At 72.0% G+C, this 17,934-nt stretch carries 15 protein-coding genes; 5 read left to right on the top strand and 10 right to left on the bottom strand.

Annotated elements, in window-relative coordinates:
* Nucleotides 1-371 precede the first annotated feature (371 nt).
* From OG295_RS07500 to OG295_RS07510, 3 genes are all read left to right on the top strand, one after another.
* Nucleotides 372-632, top strand: a complete 261-nt coding sequence (locus tag OG295_RS07500; protein WP_371676169.1) for a hypothetical protein — start codon at nucleotides 372-374, stop codon at nucleotides 630-632.
* Nucleotides 629-886 (top strand): hypothetical protein, encoded by a 258-nt coding sequence (locus OG295_RS07505; RefSeq protein WP_371676170.1) that lies wholly within the window; start codon nucleotides 629-631, stop codon nucleotides 884-886. Before OG295_RS07500 ends, OG295_RS07505 begins: the two co-directional genes overlap by 4 nt.
* Before the next feature lie 135 nt (nucleotides 887-1,021).
* On the top strand, nucleotides 1,022-2,551 hold the full coding sequence (locus tag OG295_RS07510) for a helix-turn-helix domain-containing protein (RefSeq protein ID WP_371676171.1): 1,530 nt from the start codon (nucleotides 1,022-1,024) through the stop codon (nucleotides 2,549-2,551).
* Between the two features lie 140 nt (nucleotides 2,552-2,691).
* Here the strand turns inward: OG295_RS07510 and OG295_RS07515 are convergent, their stop codons facing one another.
* Complete coding sequence (locus OG295_RS07515) at nucleotides 2,692-4,188, bottom strand: IMP dehydrogenase (protein ID WP_371676172.1); 1,497 nt, start codon at nucleotides 4,186-4,188, stop codon at nucleotides 2,692-2,694.
* Nucleotides 4,189-4,590: 402 nt separating this feature from the next.
* Here OG295_RS07515 and OG295_RS07520 point away from each other — a divergent pair, with 402 nt between their 5' ends.
* Nucleotides 4,591-5,985: a cytochrome P450 gene (locus OG295_RS07520; protein ID WP_371676173.1), complete on the top strand. Its 1,395-nt coding sequence runs from the start codon at nucleotides 4,591-4,593 to the stop codon at nucleotides 5,983-5,985.
* Nucleotides 5,986-5,992: 7 nt separating this feature from the next.
* Here OG295_RS07520 and OG295_RS07525 read toward each other — a convergent pair whose 3' ends face one another.
* Nucleotides 5,993-6,565, bottom strand: a complete 573-nt coding sequence (locus tag OG295_RS07525) for a hypothetical protein (protein ID WP_371676174.1) — start codon at nucleotides 6,563-6,565, stop codon at nucleotides 5,993-5,995.
* A 32-nt stretch (nucleotides 6,566-6,597) separates the two neighbouring features.
* Complete coding sequence (locus OG295_RS07530) at nucleotides 6,598-8,064, bottom strand: MFS transporter (protein WP_371681129.1); 1,467 nt, start codon at nucleotides 8,062-8,064, stop codon at nucleotides 6,598-6,600.
* A gap of 199 nt (nucleotides 8,065-8,263) precedes the next feature.
* Here OG295_RS07530 and OG295_RS07535 point away from each other — a divergent pair, with 199 nt between their 5' ends.
* Nucleotides 8,264-10,327 carry a prolyl oligopeptidase family serine peptidase gene (locus tag OG295_RS07535; protein ID WP_371676175.1) on the top strand — a complete coding sequence of 688 codons (2,064 nt, stop codon included), beginning with the start codon at nucleotides 8,264-8,266 and terminating at the stop codon, nucleotides 10,325-10,327.
* Between the two features lie 65 nt (nucleotides 10,328-10,392).
* Here OG295_RS07535 and OG295_RS07540 read toward each other — a convergent pair whose 3' ends face one another.
* The 7 genes from OG295_RS07540 to OG295_RS07570 all read right to left on the bottom strand — a co-directional run bounded on the left by OG295_RS07540 (nucleotide 10,393) and on the right by OG295_RS07570 (nucleotide 17,900).
* The gene (locus OG295_RS07540) at nucleotides 10,393-11,388 is read right to left on the bottom strand and encodes an ABC transporter ATP-binding protein (RefSeq protein WP_371676176.1); all 996 of its coding nucleotides are present in this window, start codon (nucleotides 11,386-11,388) and stop codon (nucleotides 10,393-10,395) included.
* Nucleotides 11,385-12,389: an ABC transporter ATP-binding protein gene (locus tag OG295_RS07545; RefSeq protein ID WP_371676177.1), complete on the bottom strand. Its 1,005-nt coding sequence runs from the start codon at nucleotides 12,387-12,389 to the stop codon at nucleotides 11,385-11,387. The genes OG295_RS07540 and OG295_RS07545 overlap by 4 nt, the downstream gene beginning before the upstream one ends.
* Nucleotides 12,389-13,375, bottom strand: coding sequence for an ABC transporter permease (locus tag OG295_RS07550; protein ID WP_371676178.1), 987 nt, complete (start codon nucleotides 13,373-13,375; stop codon nucleotides 12,389-12,391). Before OG295_RS07550 ends, OG295_RS07545 begins: the two co-directional genes overlap by 1 nt.
* Nucleotides 13,372-14,340: an ABC transporter permease gene (locus OG295_RS07555; RefSeq protein WP_371676179.1), complete on the bottom strand. Its 969-nt coding sequence runs from the start codon at nucleotides 14,338-14,340 to the stop codon at nucleotides 13,372-13,374. The genes OG295_RS07550 and OG295_RS07555 overlap by 4 nt, the downstream gene beginning before the upstream one ends.
* Before the next feature lie 23 nt (nucleotides 14,341-14,363).
* Nucleotides 14,364-16,109 (bottom strand): ABC transporter substrate-binding protein, encoded by a 1,746-nt coding sequence (locus tag OG295_RS07560; RefSeq protein WP_371676180.1) that lies wholly within the window; start codon nucleotides 16,107-16,109, stop codon nucleotides 14,364-14,366.
* Between the two features lie 188 nt (nucleotides 16,110-16,297).
* Nucleotides 16,298-17,035: a hypothetical protein gene (locus tag OG295_RS07565; RefSeq protein WP_371676181.1), complete on the bottom strand. Its 738-nt coding sequence runs from the start codon at nucleotides 17,033-17,035 to the stop codon at nucleotides 16,298-16,300.
* A gap of 154 nt (nucleotides 17,036-17,189) precedes the next feature.
* Nucleotides 17,190-17,900, bottom strand: a complete 711-nt coding sequence (locus OG295_RS07570) for a GntR family transcriptional regulator (protein ID WP_037688398.1) — start codon at nucleotides 17,898-17,900, stop codon at nucleotides 17,190-17,192.
* Nucleotides 17,901-17,934 lie beyond the last annotated feature (34 nt).

Raw genomic sequence — 17,934 nt, forward strand, 5'->3', positions numbered from 1 at the left:
GGATTTCGTCGCCCGGGACGGGTTCCGGTCAAGCTCTCGATCAAACGGAGTCCTGGCCGCCGGGTCCGACGCGCCGCGCTGCGGCGGTACGGGAGCCGGGACACCGAGGCGGTCGGCGCCCGCGGCAACACCGTGATGGGCGGCATCCACGACGGCCGCGTCCACCCGCCCGGCGCCGGGGAGCGCCCCGGCCCGCCGGCCCGTCGCCCTCGTCGGCGGCGACGGGCACGACCTGTGGGGCAATCAGCGGGCCCTGGACATCGCCGGGATCGCGGCGGCCACGCCCGACCCGGGCGCTCTCGGCGCAGCAGGCCGAGGACCCGGACGTCGCGCCGGCGTACGCACGCGGCCTGCGGCGGGAGTTCGAGGGGGTGCCGGGGTTCCGGTTCGGGATGGTCAAGGTCTTCCTGGACGGGGTCGTCGAGCACCCGGCGCAGACGGCCGCCCTGCTGGATCCGTACCTCGACGGGCAGGGCGGCCCGGCCCCGAACCGGGGCGGGCTCCGCACCTCGGCGGCGGACTACGGCCGGCTCGGCGCCGCCTTCAACCGGGCCGGCAGATGCACGCCCACGGACTCGGAGACCGGGCGGTACGCGCCGCTTTGGGTGGATACGCGTACGCCCGTCAGGTGACGGGGCACCGGAACGTGACGCGCTGTCCGGTGGCCGACGTCAGCGGGACGGGCGTACGGATGGCCCTGGCCGGCGGCCTCGTGGTGCACGACCCCGACTCGGAGGCGGGACGGGCGGCTTCGGCGCGCGCGGCCCCCGCAGTGGCGGCGGCGTCGCGGCCGGACCCGTACGCGACGGTCCACGGGGGCGACAGGGGCCGGCACCGCTTCCTGCGGGCACCGAGGCGGACGGAGCCGCCGGCGCGGGACCGGTGACCCGTCCGGCCGACTCCGCGTGCACCGCGCGCGTTCCGGCCCCACCATGGGAGCCGAGCGGGAGCTGACGGAGGGTTACACCCGTACGCCACGCCCGGCGCGAGCCGAATCTCATATCTGAGATACGGTGCACCCATGGCAGACGACTACCTCGTACGCATCGGCAAGCTCATCCGTGACGCCCGGCAACACCGCGGCTGGACACAGAGTCAGCTCGCCGACGCACTCGGCACCAGCCAGAGCGCCGTGAACCGCATCGAACGCGGCAACCAGAACATCAGCCTTGAGATGATCGCCCGCATCGGGGAAGCCCTCGACAGCGAGATCGTCTCCCTGGGCTACGCCGGGCCGATGCACCTGCGCGTCGTGGGCGGCCGTCGCCTGTCCGGTGCCATCGACGTCAAGACGAGCAAGAACGCGTGCGTCGCCCTGCTGTGCGCCACGCTGCTCAACAAGGGCCGTACGGTGCTGCGCCGGGTGGCGCGCATCGAGGAGGTCTACCGGCTCCTCGAAGTCCTGAACTCCATCGGCGTCCGCACCCGCTGGATCAACGAGGGCGTGGACCTGGAGATCGTCCCGCCGGCCCGTCTCGACATGGACGCCATGGACGCGGACGCGGCCCGCCGCACCCGCAGCATCATCATGTTCCTGGGCCCCCTGCTGCACCGGATGGACCACTTCCGCCTGCCGTACGCCGGCGGCTGCGACCTCGGCACCCGGACCATCGAGCCGCACATGATCGCCCTGCGCCGCTTCGGCCTGGACATCACCGCGACCGAGGGCATCTACCACGCGCAGGTCGAGGCCGGGGTCTCCCCCGACCGCCCGATCGTGCTGACCGAGCGCGGGGACACGGTCACCGAGAACGCCCTGCTGGCCGCGGCCCGCCACGACGGCGTGTCGGTCATCCGCAACGCCTCCTCCAACTACATGGTCCAGGACCTCTGCTTCTTCCTGGAGGCGCTGGGCGTCAAGGTCGAGGGCATCGGCACCACCACGCTCACCGTCCACGGCGTCCCCGTCATCGACGTCGACGTGGACTACTCCCCCTCGGAGGACCCGGTCGAGGCGATGAGCCTGCTCGCCGCCGCCGTCGTCACCGAGTCGGAGCTGACGATCCGCCGGGTCCCGATCGAGTTCATGGAGATCGAGCTCGCGGTGCTGGAGGAGATGGGCCTCGACCACGACCGCTCCGCGGAGTACGTGGCCGACAACGGCCGCACCCGCCTGGTCGACCTCACGGTCCGCCCCTCGAAGCTCGAAGCGCCGATCGACAAGATCCACCCGATGCCCTTCCCCGGGCTGAACATCGACAACGTCCCGTTCTTCGCCGCCATCGCCGCGGTCGCCCAGGGCCAGACCCTGATCCACGACTGGGTGTACGACAACCGGGCCATCTACCTGACCGACCTCAACCGCCTCGGCGGCCGCCTCCAGCTCCTGGACCCGCACCGCGTCCTGGTCGAGGGCCCCACCCGCTGGCGCGCCGCCGAGATGATGTGCCCGCCGGCCCTGCGCCCGGCGGTGGTCGTCCTGCTCGCCATGATGGCGGCCGAGGGCACCTCGGTGCTGCGCAACGTCTACGTCATCAACCGCGGCTACGAGGAGCTCGCCGAGCGCCTCAACTCCGTGGGCGCCCAGATCGAGATCTTCCGCGACATCTGAGGATCAGGGCATACCGGGACCGACCGGGACACGGTTCGTCACCCGGACGAGGCCCCATCGCTCTTCGCGGAGAGCGATGGGGCCTCGTTCCGTTCGGGAGGCCGGCGCGCGACCCGCACCCGCGTGGCCTGCGCCTACGCCTACGCCACGGTCGCCGGGGTGTCCCGCAGGGTGACGTTGGCGTGGCTCTCCTGGAAGCTCTGGTCGGAGACCAGGGTCAGCCGGGCCGTGGACTGGAGCTCCGCGAGGGTGGCGGAGCCGCAGGACACCATCGTGGTCTTGAGCTTGGCGATGGTCAGGGCGAGCCCTTCGTTGAGGTCGCCGGCGTAGGGGACGTAGCCGTCGACGCCCTCCTCGAAGATCAGGCCCTGGCCGCCCTGGCCGTAGCGCTGCCAGTTGCGGGCCCGGTTCGACCCCTCGCCCCAGTACTCCTTCACGAAGCCGTCCCGGGTGGGGAGCTTCGCGCCGGCGGCCTGGTCGAAGCGGGCGAAGTAGCGCCCCATCATGACGAAGTCGGCTCCCATCGCCAGCGCCAGGGCCACGTGGTAGTCGTGCACCAGACCGCCGTCGGAGCAGATCGGCACGTACTCGCCGGTGCGCTCGCGGAAGGCGTCCCTGGCCGCGGCGACGTCCAGCACCGCGCTGGCCTGGCCGCGGCCGATGCCCTTCTGGTCGCGGGTGATGCAGATGGAGCCGCCGCCGACGCCGACCTTGACGAAGTCCGCTCCGGCCTCGGCGAGGAAGGTGAACGCTTCCCCGTCGACCACGTTGCCGCCGCCGACCGGGATCTCCGGGTAGTTCTTCTTCACCCAGGTCAGGGCTTGGGCCTGCCAGTCGCTGTAGCCGTCGGAGGAGTCGAAGCACAGGGCGTCCGCGCCCGCCTCCAACAGGGCGGGGACGCGCTCCCGGTAGTCGTGGGTGTTGACGCCCGCACCCACGCGCAGGCGTTTGGCGCCGTCCACGGCCTGGTTCGGGAAGCGCTTGTTGTCCGCGTAGTCGGACCGGAACACCAGGTACTGCAGGTGGCCCTCGGCGTCCACCACGGGGAGGCAGTCCAGCCGCTGGTCCCACAGCCGGGCGTTGGCCTCGGAGAGCGTGGTGTCGGCCCCGGCGTGGGGCAGGTCGGCGATGGGGGTCATCCGACCGCCCACCGGACCGTCGAGGTCATGGCGCCGGGGGTGGAAGTCGCGGGAGGTGACCAGGCCGAGCAGACGCCCGGTGGCACTGCCGTCGTGGGTGACCGCGGCGGTGCTGTGGCCGGTGCGTTCCATGACGGCGACCAGGTGGCTCAGGCTGTCGTCGGGGCGGACGTTGGTGTCGCTGGTGACGAACCCCGCCTTGAAGTTCTTCACCTGGCGGACGGCCGCGGCCTGGTCCTCCATCGACTGGTTGTGGTGCAGGAAGCTCAGACCGCCGTTGCGCGCGAGCGCGATCGCGAGTTCCGGTGTACTGACGGCCTGCATGATCGCGGACGTGAACGGGGAGCCGAGCTCGATCGCCGACCGCTCTCCCACGACGTGCCGCACCAGGGGCGTGCGCAGGTCGACCGTCGCCGACGAGCAGTCGGTCCTGGTCCTGTTCGGCAAGAGCAGGAACTCGTTGAACGTTCTTGAGACCTCGGCGATGATCTGTGCCACGCGTTCCTCCTGGCCCGTCGACCGGGGCCCGACTGCCCGGCCGTGAAGACCGCCCCGGTTTCCCGAGCCCCGGGCAGGAGGTGCCGGCATGGCGGCCGTAGGGGTGCCACGCGTGGTGGCAGAGCCCTGACCCGCCCGTGGGTCGAACCGGGTGCGGTCGTGATCCGACACCCTATCGACTGTCCCGTCACCGAACGAATCCCGCCCCTTCACCTCCGATCGCCTTTCGTGGGTGGCTCGTTCGGGCCCTCGGCCCGCTCGGTCGTGCCCGGTGGCAGGGGGCGGGGTCAGCCGATCGCAGGCTCGGCAGCGGTTTTCGGTCAGGTGGCCGGAGAAAGGCCTCGTCGGGGCGGGGCGGGGGCGGCAGAATCGGCCGCCGGTACGGTTTCGAGGGGGGCGGTCATGACAGTGGGAACAGAGCACGGAGCGGACGCGGGCACGGAGGTCCCCGCTCTGGAGGGCCTCCCGTTGCTCGGGTCGCTCCTCGACCTGAAGTCGGACTCCCTGGGCACCTATCTGCGCGCCCGCCGGCGGCACGGGGACGTCGTGCGGATCCCGGCCGGTCCGCCCGGACTGCGCGCCGAGCTGTACTGCGTCTTCTCCGCGGAGGGCGCCCAGCGGGTGCTGGCCACCGAGTCCGCCAACTTCCGCAAGGACAACCCCTTCTACCAGGAGATCCGGGAGTCCTTCGGCAACGGCCTGCTGACCAGCCAGGACGAGGACTACCTGCGACAGCGCCGGCTCGTGCAGCCGCTGTTCACCCGCAAGCGGGTGGACGGCTACGCCGACGCCGTCGCCACCGAGACCGCGAGCACCCTCGCCGGCTGGGAGGACGGCGGTGACGGGGTCGTCGACGTCGGCGAGGAGATGACGCACCTGGCCCTGCGCGCCGTGGCCCGGATCCTCTTCGGCACCGACGTGGACGCCACCGTGGACGTCGTGGACCGCTGCTTCCCCGTCATCACGGAGTACGTGCTGCGCCGCGGCTACTCCCCCGCCAACGTGCCGCGCGGCTGGCCGACCCCGGGCAACCGGCGGGCGGCGGCGGCGATGGAGGAGCTGTACGCCGTCTGCGACGGGATCATCTCGGCGCGCCGTGACGCCCCGGACGGGCGGGGGGCGGGAGGCGAGGACCTGCTGACCCTGCTCGCCGCCACCCGGAGCGCGGACGACGGAGGCTTCGACGCGGCCGAACTCCGCGACCAGGTACTGATCTTCCTGCTGGCCGGCCACGAGACGACCGCCACCTCGCTGGCCTTCGCCCTGCACCTGCTCGGCCGCCACCCCGAGGAACAGGCGCGGGCCCGCGAGGAGGTCTCCCGCGTGCTGGGCGACCGCCCGCCGCAGGCCGCCGACCTGGACCGGCTCCCGTACCTCACCCAGGTGCTCAAGGAGGCGATGCGGCTCTACCCGGCCGCCCCCGTCATCGGCCGCGAGGCCGTGGCCACCACCGTGATCGACGGCCACACCGTCCCGGCGGGCGCCACCGTGATCCTGGCGCCCTGGGTGACGCACCGCCACCCCCGGTACTGGAGCGACCCGGACCGTTTCGATCCCGGCCGCTTCACCCCGGAGGCGGAGGCGGCCCGCCCCCGCTACGCCTGGTTCCCGTTCGGTGGCGGCCCGCGCGCCTGCATCGGGCAGCACTTCTCGATGCTGGAGTCGGTGATCGCGCTGGCGATGGTCCTGCGCGCCTACGAGTTCGAGGCGGTGGACACCGAGGTGCCGGTGAGCGCCGGGATCACCCTGCGCACGACGGGCCCGGCCCGCTGCCGGATCCGCCGCGTCCGGACCTGAGCCGGGATCAGCGGTAGTCGTCGGGGTGGTCCTGCATCCAGGTGTTGATCTCGTCGCGGGTGCCGATGAGGGTGCTCTGGTGCTTCTTCAGGTTCTCGAAGGTGCGGTCGCCGCCGAGCTCCCGGTCGAGCTTCGCCACGGCGGCGATCGGCTCGGGGAAGTGGCCGGGGCCCTTCGGGTCGGCCTTCATCGCGCGGTCCATCCGGTGGAGTTCGTCGTGGACCCGGCCGAGGAAGTAGGCGCAGTTCCCCGGGGTGCAGGATTCGCCCAGGGTGGCCTGGAGCCCGGCGAAGGCGTCCCGGACCTTCTCCGGCCCGGGGGCGGGCGCGCCGCCGTCGGCCGGAGCCGACATGGACGGGGTGCTCCCCGGCACGCGGGGCGAAGGCGGTGCGCTCGCGGCGGACGGGCCGGACGGGTCGGACGCCGTCGACGGGACCGTGCCCGGTGAGGCGGCCGACGCCGGCGACGGGGCCGAGGAGGCCTTCGGCGCGGCGTCGTTGCCGCAGGCCGCGGTGAGGACGGCCAGGGACAGCGCCAGTACGGCGGTGGTCGCCCGTCGGGCGGTGGTGGATCTGGGCATCGGATTCCCCCCGAAGTCGATGATCTACGACCCTACCCGCCCGTTTCCCCCTGGACGGCCGCCGGGGTGTGGTTCCCCTGGAGCCGCGCGAGGTCGGAGGGCCGGACCTGGATCACGAAGAGGGCGATGGCCGCACCGATCAGGGTGAAGGCCGCGGCCGCCACGAAGGCCGTGCTCACGCCGGAGGTGAGCACCTGGTCGGCCCAGGGCTTGGGGAGCTGGTGGGTGTGTGCGAAGAGGAGCTTCTGCGCGGGGGTGGAGGAGGTCAGGAAGTCCGGGACCTGCTCCTTGGCCTCGTTGCGGCTGGCCGTGCCGAACACGGTCACCAGGATGGAGAGGCCGAGCGAGCCGCCGATCTGCTGCATCGTGTTGAGCAGGCCGGACGCGGCGCCCGATTCCCGGTCGGGCACGTTGGACAGGGCCATCAGGGTCAGCGAGACGAACTGCAGGCCCATGCCGGTGGCGAAGACCAGCATCGGGCCGAGGATGCTGCCCGGGTACGTCGAGTCGACGTCGATCCGGGTCAGCCAGGCCAGCCCGGCCGCGCAGCACAGGGCTCCGGTGACCATGAAGGGTTTGGGCCCGAACCTGGGGAGCAGCTGCGAGGTGACGCCGGCCGCCATCGCGATCATCACGCTGACCGGGAGGAAGGCGAGCCCCGCCTGCAGCGGGCTGAAGCCGAGGACGTTCTGCACGAAGAGCGTGAGGAAGAAGAACATGCCGAAGATCGCGCAGGCGAGGAAGAGCATGATCCCGTAGGTGCCGGCCCGGTTGCGGTCGGCGAACATGTGCAGCGGGGTGATCGGCTGGGGCGAGCGCCGCTCGTTGAGGACGAACAGGGAGAGCAGGACCACGGCGGCGATGAAGGAGCCGATCGTGTAGGGGTCGTCCCAGCCCTCCTGGGACGCGCGGATGAACCCGTAGACGAGGGCGACCATGCCGGTGGTCGACAGCAGCGCGCCGGCGAGGTCGAAGTGTCCGGGATGGCGTTCGGATTCGTGCAGGACCCGTGTCGCGAGCACGGCGATCAGCACGGCGATGGGGACGTTCACGAAGAACACCCAGCGCCAGTTGAGCCATTCGACGAGGACGCCGCCCGCGAGGAGGCCGATCGCACCGCCGCCCGCCGAGACGGCGGCGAACACGCCGAAGGCCCGGTTGCGGGCCGGGCCTTCACGGAAGGTGGTGGTGATCAGGGCGAGCGCGGTCGGCGAGGCGATGGCGCCGCCGACGCCCTGGAGGGCCCGTGCGGCCATCAGCTGGCCCTCGTTCTGGGCCAGGCCGCCGAGCAGGGAGGCCAGGCCGAAGAGCAGGACACCGAAGATGAAGACGCGCTTCCTGCCGAGGATGTCGCCGGTCCGCCCGCCGAGCAGGAGCAGTCCGCCGAAGGTGAGGGTGTACGCGTTGACCACCCAGGACAGGCTCTCCGTCGAGAAGTCGAGCGCGGTCTGGATGTGTGGTAGCGCGATGTTCACGATGGTGATGTCGAGAACGACCATGAGCTGGCAGGAGGCGATCACGAACAGGGCCAGCCCTTTTCCGCCCCCTCGGACCGTGCCGTCGGTCCCCTTGTTGGTCGGCAGTGCGTTCGGGTCCACTAGTCGACGCTATGCCCGCCCCCCGGGGGTCACCACTCGAACGGCCCAGTCCTCCGCCCCTCTCTATGCCATGTGATATTGCACATGTCAGACTGGGATCATGGACGACTTCCTCAGGCTCTCCGCCGACACGGCCCGGTTCACCCACGGAGCGCCCCGCGCCCTCGCCTTCGGCGACGACGGCCGCCTCCTGTGGTTCCTGCGCTCGACGGGGCCCACCGACGCCCTCGAAGCCCTGTGGGTGCTCGACACCGCCACCGGCACCGAAACCCTGCTCGCCGACCCCCGCGCGCTCTCCCACGAGCCCGGTGAACTCCCCGTCACCGAGAGGCGCCTGCGCGAGCGCACCCGGCTCGTCGCCGCCGGGATCGGCTCGTACGCCCTCTCCGGCGACGGGCGCAGCGCCGTCTTCCCCCTGTACGGGCGGCTCTTCCGGGTCACCTGGGACGGCATCGGCGGACCGGCCGGGATACCCTCCGCCGGCCCCGCCTTCGACCCCCGCCCCAACGCCGACGGATCGCGCACCGCGTACGTCGCCGACGACGCCCTCCACGTCGCCCCGGGCGGCCGGATCAGCCCCGACGACGGGGCCCGCTGGGGCGTCGCCGAGTTCGCCGCCGCCGAGGAGCTCGGCCGCGCCCGCGGCCACTGGTGGTCCCCGGACGGGATCACCCTGCTCGCCGCCCGGGTCGACGAGAGCGCCCTGCAGCGGCGCTGGTTCGCCGACCCCGCCCACCCGGAGCTGCCCGCCGAGGACTTCGCCTACCCCGAGGCGGGCGGCCCCAACGCCGACGTCCAGCTGTGGGTGCTGGGCCCGGACGGCAGCCGCGTGCGCGTCGCCTGGGACGCGACCACCCACCCCTACGTCTCGGACGCCGACTGGGAGTCGCCGACGGAGATCCTGCTGACCGTCCAGGACCGGCTCCAGCGCAGCGTCCTGCTGCTCAGCGTCGATCCGGCCACCGGACGCACCCGGGAGCTGTCGGTCACCACGCACCCCCAGTGGGTGGACCCGCTGGTGCCCGGCACCCCGGCCCGGCTGCCCGACGGGCGGATGCTCACCGCCGCCGACACCCCCGGAGGGGCCGCGCGCGGCCTGGCCCTCGACGGGAAGCCGCTCACCGGTGACGGGATCCAGGTCCGCCGCGTGGCCGGGATCCACGAGGGCCGGCTCCTGATCGAGGCCGGACTGCGCGACCCCTCCGAGCAGCAGGTGCTGCTGCTGGACCCGGACACCGGCGGGCTGACCCCGCTCGCCGACGGGCCCGGGGTGCACTCCGTACAGGCCTCCTCCGGGACGCTGCTGCTGACCTCGGCCGACGCCGACGGCTTCCGGCGCACCGTGCGCACCGCCGACGGCCGCGCGTTCGTCCCCCGCGACCTGTCGGCGCCGCTGCCGTACCGGGTGGTCCCCGTGCTGGAGCGGGTCACGGAGCACGGCGTGCCCACCGCCCTCGTACTGCCGCGCGACCACGTCCCGGGGCGGCGGCTGCCCGTGCTGATGGACAGCTACGGCGGCCCCGGCTTCCAGGACGTGACCGCCGAGCCGCGCCGCTGGCAGGCCCGGCAGTGGTGGGCCGACCAGGGCTTCGCGGTGGTCACCGTCGACAACCGGGGCACCCCCTACGTCTCCCCCGCCTTCACCCACGCCATGTACCGGGGCTTCTCCGAGGTCACCCTGGAGGACCAGGTCGCGGCCCTGCGGGCCCTCGGCGCCCGCCACGGCGACCTGGACCTCGGCCGGGTCGGCGTACGCGGCTGGTCCTACGGCGGCTACCTGGCGGCGATGGCCGTACTGCGCCGCCCGGACGTCTTCCACGCGGCGGCCGCGGGGGCCGCTCCGACCGACTTCCGGCACTACGACACGGCGTACACCGAGCGGTACCTGGGGCTTCCGCAGGAACACCCCGAGGTGTACGAACGGGACTGCCTGCTCCCCGACGCGCCGCGGCTGACCCGGCCGCTGCTGCTGGTCACGGGCCTGGCCGACGACAACGTCCACCCCTCCCACACCCTGCGCCTGTCCCGCGCCCTGACCGACGCGGGCCGCCCCCACCACCTGCTGGCCCTGCCGGGCGTCACCCACATGACCCCGGGCGGGACCCGCGAGAAGGTGATGGCGCAGGAACTGGCGTTCTTCCGCCGCGAACTGGCCGTCTCCTAGCGGTACGCGGAGGGCCCCGCGGACGGCTTCGTCCGCGGGGCCCTCTTTCTTCCCCTGGATCCCCGTCAGTCACCGGGGAAGTGGCAGGCCACCTCTCGGGAGGCGGCGATCTGCAGGAGCGGGCGCTCCGTGCGGCAGATGTCCTGGGCCTTGGGGCACCTGGGGTGGAAGGTGCAGCCCGGGGGCGGAGCCGCCGGGCTCGGCGGGTCGCCGAGCAGGACGATCCGCTCGCGCCGCCGCTCCGCCGCCGGGTCGGGCAGCGGGACGGCCGACAGCAGCGCCCTGGTGTAGGGGTGCTGCGGGTTCTCGTAGAGGGACTTCTTGTCCCCGATCTCGACGATCCGGCCGAGGTACATGACGGCGACCCGGTCGCTGACCCGTTTGACGACCGAGAGGTCGTGCGCGATGAACACGTAGGCGAGGCCCAGTTCCACCCGCAGCCGTTCCATCAGGTTGACGATCTGCGCCTGGACGGAGACGTCGAGGGCGGAGACCGGCTCGTCCGCCACGATGAGCCGGGGGTTGGTGGCCAGGGAGCGGGCGATGCCGATGCGCTGGGCCTGGCCGCCGGAGAACTCGTGCGGGTAGCGGTCGATGTGCTCCGGGATCAGTCCGGTCAGCTCCATCAGCTCGGCGGCCCGGCGGCGGGCGTCCGCCGCGCTCCAGCCCTGCACCAGCAGCGGGTCGGAGATGATCCGGGCCACCGTCTGGCGGGGGTTGAGGGAGGAGTGCGGGTCCTGGAAGACCATCTGGATGTTCCTGCGCAGGGGCCGCAGGGCGCCCTGGGAGAGCCGACTGATGTCCTTGCCGTCGAAGGTGACGCTGCCGGAGGTGGGTTCCAGCAGCCGCACCAGCATCCGGCCGGTGGTGGACTTGCCGCAGCCCGATTCCCCGACCAGGCCGAGGGTCCCGCCCGCCGCCAGGTCGAAGGAGATCCCGTCGACGGCCCGCACGGGCGCGCCGCGGCGGCCGGTCAGGGCGCGCCGGCCGGGGAAGGTCATGGTCAGGTCCCGGACGGAGAGCAGCGGACGCTCGGGGGTCTCGGTGCCGGTGCCGGTCATCGGACCGCCTCCTCGGGGGTGCGCGCTCCCGCGAAGTGGCAGGCCACGTCGTGCCGCGGGCCGTCCCCGTACGGGACGAACAGCGGTCGTTCCTCCGTGCAGCGGGCGGCGGCCCGGGTGCAGCGGGGGGCGAAGGCGCAGCCCGGGGCGGGGGCCAGCAGGGACGGCGGGGAGCCGGGGATGGAGGGCAGGGGGGCGTCGTCGGGGGTGTCGAGGCGGGGCAGGGAGTCGAGCAGGCCCCGGGTGTACGGGTGGGCGGGCCCGGCGAACAGTTCGTCGACGGAGGCCTGTTCGGCGGCGCGGCCGCCGTACATGACGAGCACCTCGTGGGCGACGCGGGCGACCACCCCGAGGTCATGGGTGATCATCACGACGCCGAGGCCGCGCTCCTGCTGGAGGCGGGCGATCAGCTCCAGGATCTGTGCCTGCACGGTGACGTCGAGGGCGGTGGTGGGCTCGTCGGCGATCAGCAGGTCGGGCTCGCAGGCCAGGGCCATGGCGATCATGGCGCGCTGGCGCATGCCGCCGGAGAACTGGTGCGGGTACTCCCCCGCGCGGCGGGCCGGTTCGGGGATGCCGACCTCGCCGAGCATGTCGACCGCCCGTTTGCGGGCGGCGGCCCGCCCGGCCCGGAAGTGGACCCGGAAGTGCTCGGCGATCTGCTCGCCGACGGTGTAGTAGGGGTGCAGGCTGGACAGCGGGTCCTGGAAGATCATGGCCATCCGGCGACCGCGCACGGCGGACAGCTCCTTCTCGGAGAGTCCGGTGAGTTCCCGTCCGGCGAGGCTGACGGATCCGGTGACCTCGGCGCCGGCCCGGTGCAGGCCCATGACGGCGAGCGAGGTGACGGACTTGCCGGAGCCTGATTCGCCGACGATGCCCAGGGTGCGTCCGGCCTCGACGGTGAAGCCGAGGGAGTCGACGGCCCGGACGGTGCCGCGCGGGGTGGTGAACGTGACGCGCAGGTCGCGCACTTCGAGCAGGGGCGGTGCGGTGGTCATCAGTACCTCACCCTCGGGTCGACGACGGCGTACAGGAGGTCGACGACGAGGTTCGCGACGACGATGAAGAAGGCGGCGAGCAGGGTGACCCCGAGGACCACGGGCTGGTCGGAGCTGACGAGCGCCCCGTAGAACAGCCTGCCGATGCCGGGGAGTCCGAAGATGGACTCGGTGATCACGGCTCCGGCGAGGAGCCCGCCGAGGTCGATGCCGAAGATGGTGAGGATCGGGGTCATCCCGGAGCGCAGTCCGTGTTTGACGACGACGGTGCGCTCGGGCATGCCCTTGGCGCGGGCGGTGCGGATGTACGGCTCGGCCATCGCCTCGATCATCGAACCGCGGCTCTGGCGGGCGTACATGGCGGCGTAGAGCAGGGCGAGGGCCGTCCAGGGCAGCAGCAGGTTCGAGGCCCAGGCGAGCGGGTCGTCGGTGAGGGCCTGGTAGCTGGGGTACGGGAGCAGGTCGGCGACGCGGATGACTCCGTAGATCAGCATGACGGAGGTGAAGTAGACGGGCAGGGAGGCGGCGGCGACGGCGCCGACCATCAGTGCCTTGTCGGTGGCGGTGTCCTTGCGCAGGGCGGCGGTGACCCCGGCGCCGAGGCCGAGCAGCAGCCACAGGACGGCGGCGCCGACGGCGAGGGAGGCCGAGACGGGGAGCCGGTCCATCAGGAGGTCCCAGACGGGCAGGGAGTTCTCGTAGGAGTAGCCCAGGCACGGGAAGTCGCACTGGACGGCGAACTGTCCGGTGCCGAGGGTGCGCCCGGTGAAGATGCCGGTGAGGAAGTCGGCGAACTGCTTCCAGACGGGCTTGTCGAGGCCGAGGTACTGCCGCACGTCGGCGAGCCGTTCGGGGCTGCACGTCTTGCCGCAGGCCGCGGCGGCGGGGTCGGTGGGCAGGACGTAGAAGATGAGGAAGGTGACGGCGGCGATGGCGAGGAGCACGCCGGCGAGGGCGAGCAGGCGGCGGACCAGGTAGAGGATCACGTGCGGCCGCCCCTCGGGTCGAGGATGTCGCGCAGGGCGTCGCCGAGGAGGGTGAAGGCGAGCACGGCGAGGAAGAGGAAGACGCTCGGGATGACGAAGTACATGGGGTCGGTCTCGTAGAAGGCCACGGACTCGGCGATCATCTGGCCCCAGGAGGGGGTGGGCGGGCGCACGCCCACGCCGAGGTAGCTGAGGGCCGCCTCGGTGCTGATCATGCCGGGGATGAGCAGGGTGGTGTAGGCGATGACCGGGCCCGAGACGCCGGGGAGGATGTCGCGGGTCAGGATCCGCCAGGAGCTCGCGCCGCCGACGCGTGCGGCGTCGACGTACTCGCGGTGTTTGAGGGAGAGGGTCTGGCCGCGGACGACGCGGGCGACGCCGGGCCAGCCGAAGAGGCCGATGACGCTGGTCATCAGGACGATCCGGTTGACGTCCTTGGCCACCGACAGCATCGCGATCATGAAGATCAGCGAGGGGAAGGACATGGTGAGGTCCATGAGCCGGGACAGGACGGCGTCGGTGCGGCCGCCGAAGTAGCCGGCGGCGATCCCGGCGGCGGTGCCCGCGAGGACGACGATGGCGGTGGCGGCGAAGGCGATCAGGAGGGAGACCTGGGCGCCGTGCACGACGCGGGCGAACAGGTCGCGTCCGGTGACGGGTTCCACGCCGAGCCAGTGCTCGGGGCTGATCCCGCCGAAGGAGCCGAGGGGCTGTCCGCCGAGGTAGGGGTCGATGGCGGCCTTGTCGAACTCGTCCGGGGACCAGCCGCCGAGGGCGCCCAGCCAGGGGGCGGCCAGGGCCATCAGGACGAAGAGGAGGACGACGCCGAGGCTGACGCGGACGGCGGGGCGGCGGCGCAGTTCCCGGCGGGCGAGCTGCCAGGGGCTGCTGCCCGGGGCGGTGTCCGCGGCCGGTGTTCCGGCCGGGGCCGCCTCGGGGGCGGCGCCGGATGCGGTGGTGGTCATGGTGTCTTCGGGCTCCGGCGTCCTCAGCCCTGGCTCTTCGACGGGTCCTTGAGGCCCACGGTCCCGTAGTCGATGGTGCCGGTCCACACGGGGTGGCCGTAGGCGCCGGCGATGTTGGGGCCGACGAGCAGCGGCTTGCGCTCCAGGAGGACCGGGATGGAGGGGGACTTCTTCATGATCTCGGCGTCGAGGTCGATCCAGGCCTGGTTGGCCTGCTTGGCGTCGGCCATGGCGTTGATCTCGTCGATCCGCTTCATGGTGGCCTCGTCGCGGAACTGGGCGTAGTTGCCCTGGTTGCCCTTGTCCTTGATGGTGCGTCCGTCGAAGACGAAGGGGAGCCAGGTGGAGCCGGAGGGGTAGTCGGGGCACCAGCCGGTGTAGGTCATGTCGGGGGTGGTGGAGAGGTCGCCGATGACGTCGTAGTAGGCGCCGGGGTCGACGGTGTCGATGACGACCTCGACGCCGGCCCGGGCCAGGCCCTGCTGGATGGCCTCCGCCTTGCCCTTGTCCCCGGTGGAGACGGCGAGGGAGACCTTCAGGTGCTCCTTGCCGGCGGCCTTGAGCAGTTCCTTGGCCTTGGCGGGGTCGCCCGAGGCCGGGATCTTGAGGGTGTCGGCCTGCTTGCCGCCGGAGAGGGCCGGGGGCAGGTAGGCGGTGGCCACCTCGTTGAGGGCGGGGCCGCCGCCGGCGGTGATGATCGCCTCCTTGTCGACCGCGTACTGCATGGCCTCGCGGACCTTGGGGTCGTTGAAGGGGGCGCGGGAGTTGTTCAGGTGGAGCATGACCGTACAGCCCTGGGACTCGGCGAGCAGGCGGGCCTTGATCTCGGGCTTGGGCAGGACCTTCGGGGCGCTCTCGGGGCGCATGTTGAAGTACTCGACGGTGGAGGCGTCGGCGCCCTCGCCGGCGATGATGCGGTCGTCGACCTGCCCGCCCTTGAGGCCCATGACCACGACGAACTTGTCCGGGTAGGCCTTGCGGACGGAGTCGGTCTTCTGGTCCCAGTGCTCGTTGCGGACGAGGACCAGCTTCTTGTCGCGGTCGTACGTCTCGATCTTGTACGGGCCCGAGGAGAACGGGCGGGCGTCGTACTGGGTGCCCTTCTCCTGGGACTGCGGGACCGGCGCGAAGGTGGGCAGGGTGGCGGTCTGGGAGAACTCGGCGACGGGGCGCTTGAGTTCGAAGACGATCGTGCGGTCGTCGGGGGTCTTGACGGAGTCGAGGTGCTTGCCTTCCAGGGGGCCCTTGTAGCCCTCGGTGCCGGCCAGGTACTGGGCGGCGTAGTCGGGGCCGCCGGTGAGGTCGGGGGCGAAGGAGCGCTCGACGTTGTACTTGATGTCCTGGGCCTTGATCGGCGAGCCGTCCTCGTACTTCACGCCCTCCTTGAGGGTGAAGGTCCAGGTCTTTCCGCCGTTGGAGGGGGTGCCGAGGTCGGTGGCGAGGTCGGGGACGAGCTCGCTGCCGCCCTTGCCGGGCTCGCCCTTGAAGGTGACGAGCGTGCGGTAGAGCAGGCGGGTGCCGAAGTCCATGGCCGGCATCACCCAGTTGCGGGCGGGGTCGAGGTGGGCGAAGTCCTGGTTGGACAGGACGGTGAGGGTGCCGCCCTTCACGGGGGTGCCACCGAGGGTCTTGCCGTCGTTGGCGGCGGCCGGGTTGGCCGCGGAGGGACCGGCGTTCGCGCCCTTCTTGGGGTCGGAGCAACCCGAGGCACCGAGTGCGAGAGCGGCCACCACGGCGGTGGCGAGGGCGAGTTGGGTGCGCTTGGTCATGGGTCACTCCAGTGAAGGGCCGCGCTTTAGGATGTGACCGGTAACATAGTAATGTGAAATTGTACTGACAAGGGGTTGGCGCCCCCGTTATCCAGCCGTGTCCAAATCCGGCCGCCCGAAGGGGAGTTGGAACTGCCGGGCGGTCCCCGCAGCCCGGCTGCGGGGACCGCCCGGGGGCGCGGACCGGCTCAGTGCGGCGAACCGGCCGGTTCCATGCCCTTGTCCTTGTCCTTGTGCTTGCCCGTGGCCGGACGGAAACCGGGGTTCGTCACGCAGCCGAGGTTGCGGTAGATCCGGTCGTTCGTCTGCGGGTCGAGGCCGACGAAGTGGTACTGGCAGGCCCCCTCGATGAACCTGCCCTCGATGCCGCCGGGGAAGTCGATCTCCTTGTTCCACAGGAACGGCGACTGGAGGCCCGTCTGGCGGGCGGTGGCGTTGACGTCGATCCCGCCGGGGGCCTGGATCGCGTAGACCCAGCCGTCGTTCCCGCCGCCCGTGGCGAACTCCTGCGCCACCCACCGCTCACAACTGGTGCTCACGTGCGCGGCGTTCTGCTGCCCGGCTCCCCCGATGATCCACTGCGCCAGCGGGGTGAGGTCCGAGCCCCGCGGGGTGAAGCCGCTGTTGAAGATCGCCTGGGGGTTCGGCCGCGTGTCGCCCCGCCACAGGGTGTTCACGTCGTGCCGCCAGTACCAGGCCTCGCTCACCGCGGCGAGGTCCACCTGCGGCCGGATCCCGGGGTCCGTCGTGGTCTGCAGCCACTCCGAGGCGCGGTAGCCGCCGGTCGGGCCGCAGGGGCCGGTATCACGGATCTGCTGCGGGGTACCCGGGTACGGATCCGTCGCGGCGCCGGCGGGCGAGCCGAACGCCAGCGACACGGCGACCAGGGCGGTGGCGGAGGCAAGCCGGAATGCAGTCTTCAGCATGGCTGGGAACCCATCACTCGGTGCACATGACCTGGTGTTGGTAGACGGATTCCGGGCGGAAGCCACCTCTGTTCGTGACGATCACCCTTGGGCGCCAAGAGCTCCACCCGCCCGGCGCACTCCCCCGCTCACCGCACCGGCGGCGCGGGTGGCCCTAGATGCCCGACCCGAGACCCCCCGGGATGCGGCCGACCGGCTCGTCGCGGCCCTGCGCCCAGAGGGAACGGACATGACCGAGGTGGCGCTGCATGCAGGCCTCGGCCGCGTCGGAGTCCCCCGTGAGCATCAGGTCGAGGAGTTCGATGTGCTCCTCGGCGGAGGAGACCAGCTTGCCCGCCTCGTCCAGGCCGGTCAGGCCGTACAGGCGGGAGCGCTTGCGCAGGTCGCCGACGGTCTCCACGAGGCGGTCGTTGCCCGCCAGGGCCAGCAGGGAGAGGTGGAAGCGGCGGTCGGCCTCCAGGTACCCGATGAGGTTGTGCTCGCGGGCGCTGGTGACGATCTCCTCGGCGATGGGGCGCAGGGCCTCCAGCTGTTCGGCCGTGGCGATCTTCGTGATCCGCCCGACGGTCGGCACCTCGATCATCGTCCGCAGTTCCGTGTACTGGTCGAGGTCGCGCTCGCTGACCTCGGTGATCCGGAACCCCTTGTTGCGGACCGGCTCGACCAGGCCCTCCCGGGCCAGGTCGAGCATGGCCTCGCGCACGGGCGTGGCCGAGACGCCGAGTTCGGCGGCGAGGCCGGGGGCCGAGTACACGCTCCCGGGGCGCAGTTCCCCGGCGATCAGGGCCGCTCGGAGGGCGTGGCCGACCTGGTCGCGGAGCCGTTCCTGGGCCTTGATGAGACTGTGCTGCTTCAGGTCACCCATGTGCTTTTCCTCCGAGACCCCCGACACCGCGACG

The organism is Streptomyces sp. NBC_01276 (genome assembly GCF_041435355.1).
In the GTDB taxonomy this organism is placed as follows: domain Bacteria; phylum Actinomycetota; class Actinomycetes; order Streptomycetales; family Streptomycetaceae; genus Streptomyces.

Excerpts from the sequence above, each read along its gene's own strand:
- OG295_RS07510 (WP_371676171.1), top strand. The coding sequence starts at position 1,022 with ATGGCAGACGACTACCTCGTACGCATCGGCAAGCTCATCCGTGACGCC.
- OG295_RS07520 (WP_371676173.1), top strand. The coding sequence starts at position 4,591 with ATGACAGTGGGAACAGAGCACGGAGCGGACGCGGGCACGGAGGTCCCC.
- OG295_RS07525 (WP_371676174.1), bottom strand. The coding sequence starts at position 6,565 with ATGCCCAGATCCACCACCGCCCGACGGGCGACCACCGCCGTACTGGCG.
- OG295_RS07530 (WP_371681129.1), bottom strand. The coding sequence starts at position 8,064 with ATGGTCGTTCTCGACATCACCATCGTGAACATCGCGCTACCACACATC.
- OG295_RS07535 (WP_371676175.1), top strand. The coding sequence starts at position 8,264 with ATGGACGACTTCCTCAGGCTCTCCGCCGACACGGCCCGGTTCACCCAC.
- OG295_RS07540 (WP_371676176.1), bottom strand. The coding sequence starts at position 11,388 with ATGACCGGCACCGGCACCGAGACCCCCGAGCGTCCGCTGCTCTCCGTC.
- OG295_RS07545 (WP_371676177.1), bottom strand. The coding sequence starts at position 12,389 with ATGACCACCGCACCGCCCCTGCTCGAAGTGCGCGACCTGCGCGTCACG.
- OG295_RS07555 (WP_371676179.1), bottom strand. The coding sequence starts at position 14,340 with ATGACCACCACCGCATCCGGCGCCGCCCCCGAGGCGGCCCCGGCCGGA.
- OG295_RS07560 (WP_371676180.1), bottom strand. The coding sequence starts at position 16,109 with ATGACCAAGCGCACCCAACTCGCCCTCGCCACCGCCGTGGTGGCCGCT.
- OG295_RS07565 (WP_371676181.1), bottom strand. The coding sequence starts at position 17,035 with ATGCTGAAGACTGCATTCCGGCTTGCCTCCGCCACCGCCCTGGTCGCC.
- OG295_RS07570 (WP_037688398.1), bottom strand. The coding sequence starts at position 17,900 with ATGGGTGACCTGAAGCAGCACAGTCTCATCAAGGCCCAGGAACGGCTC.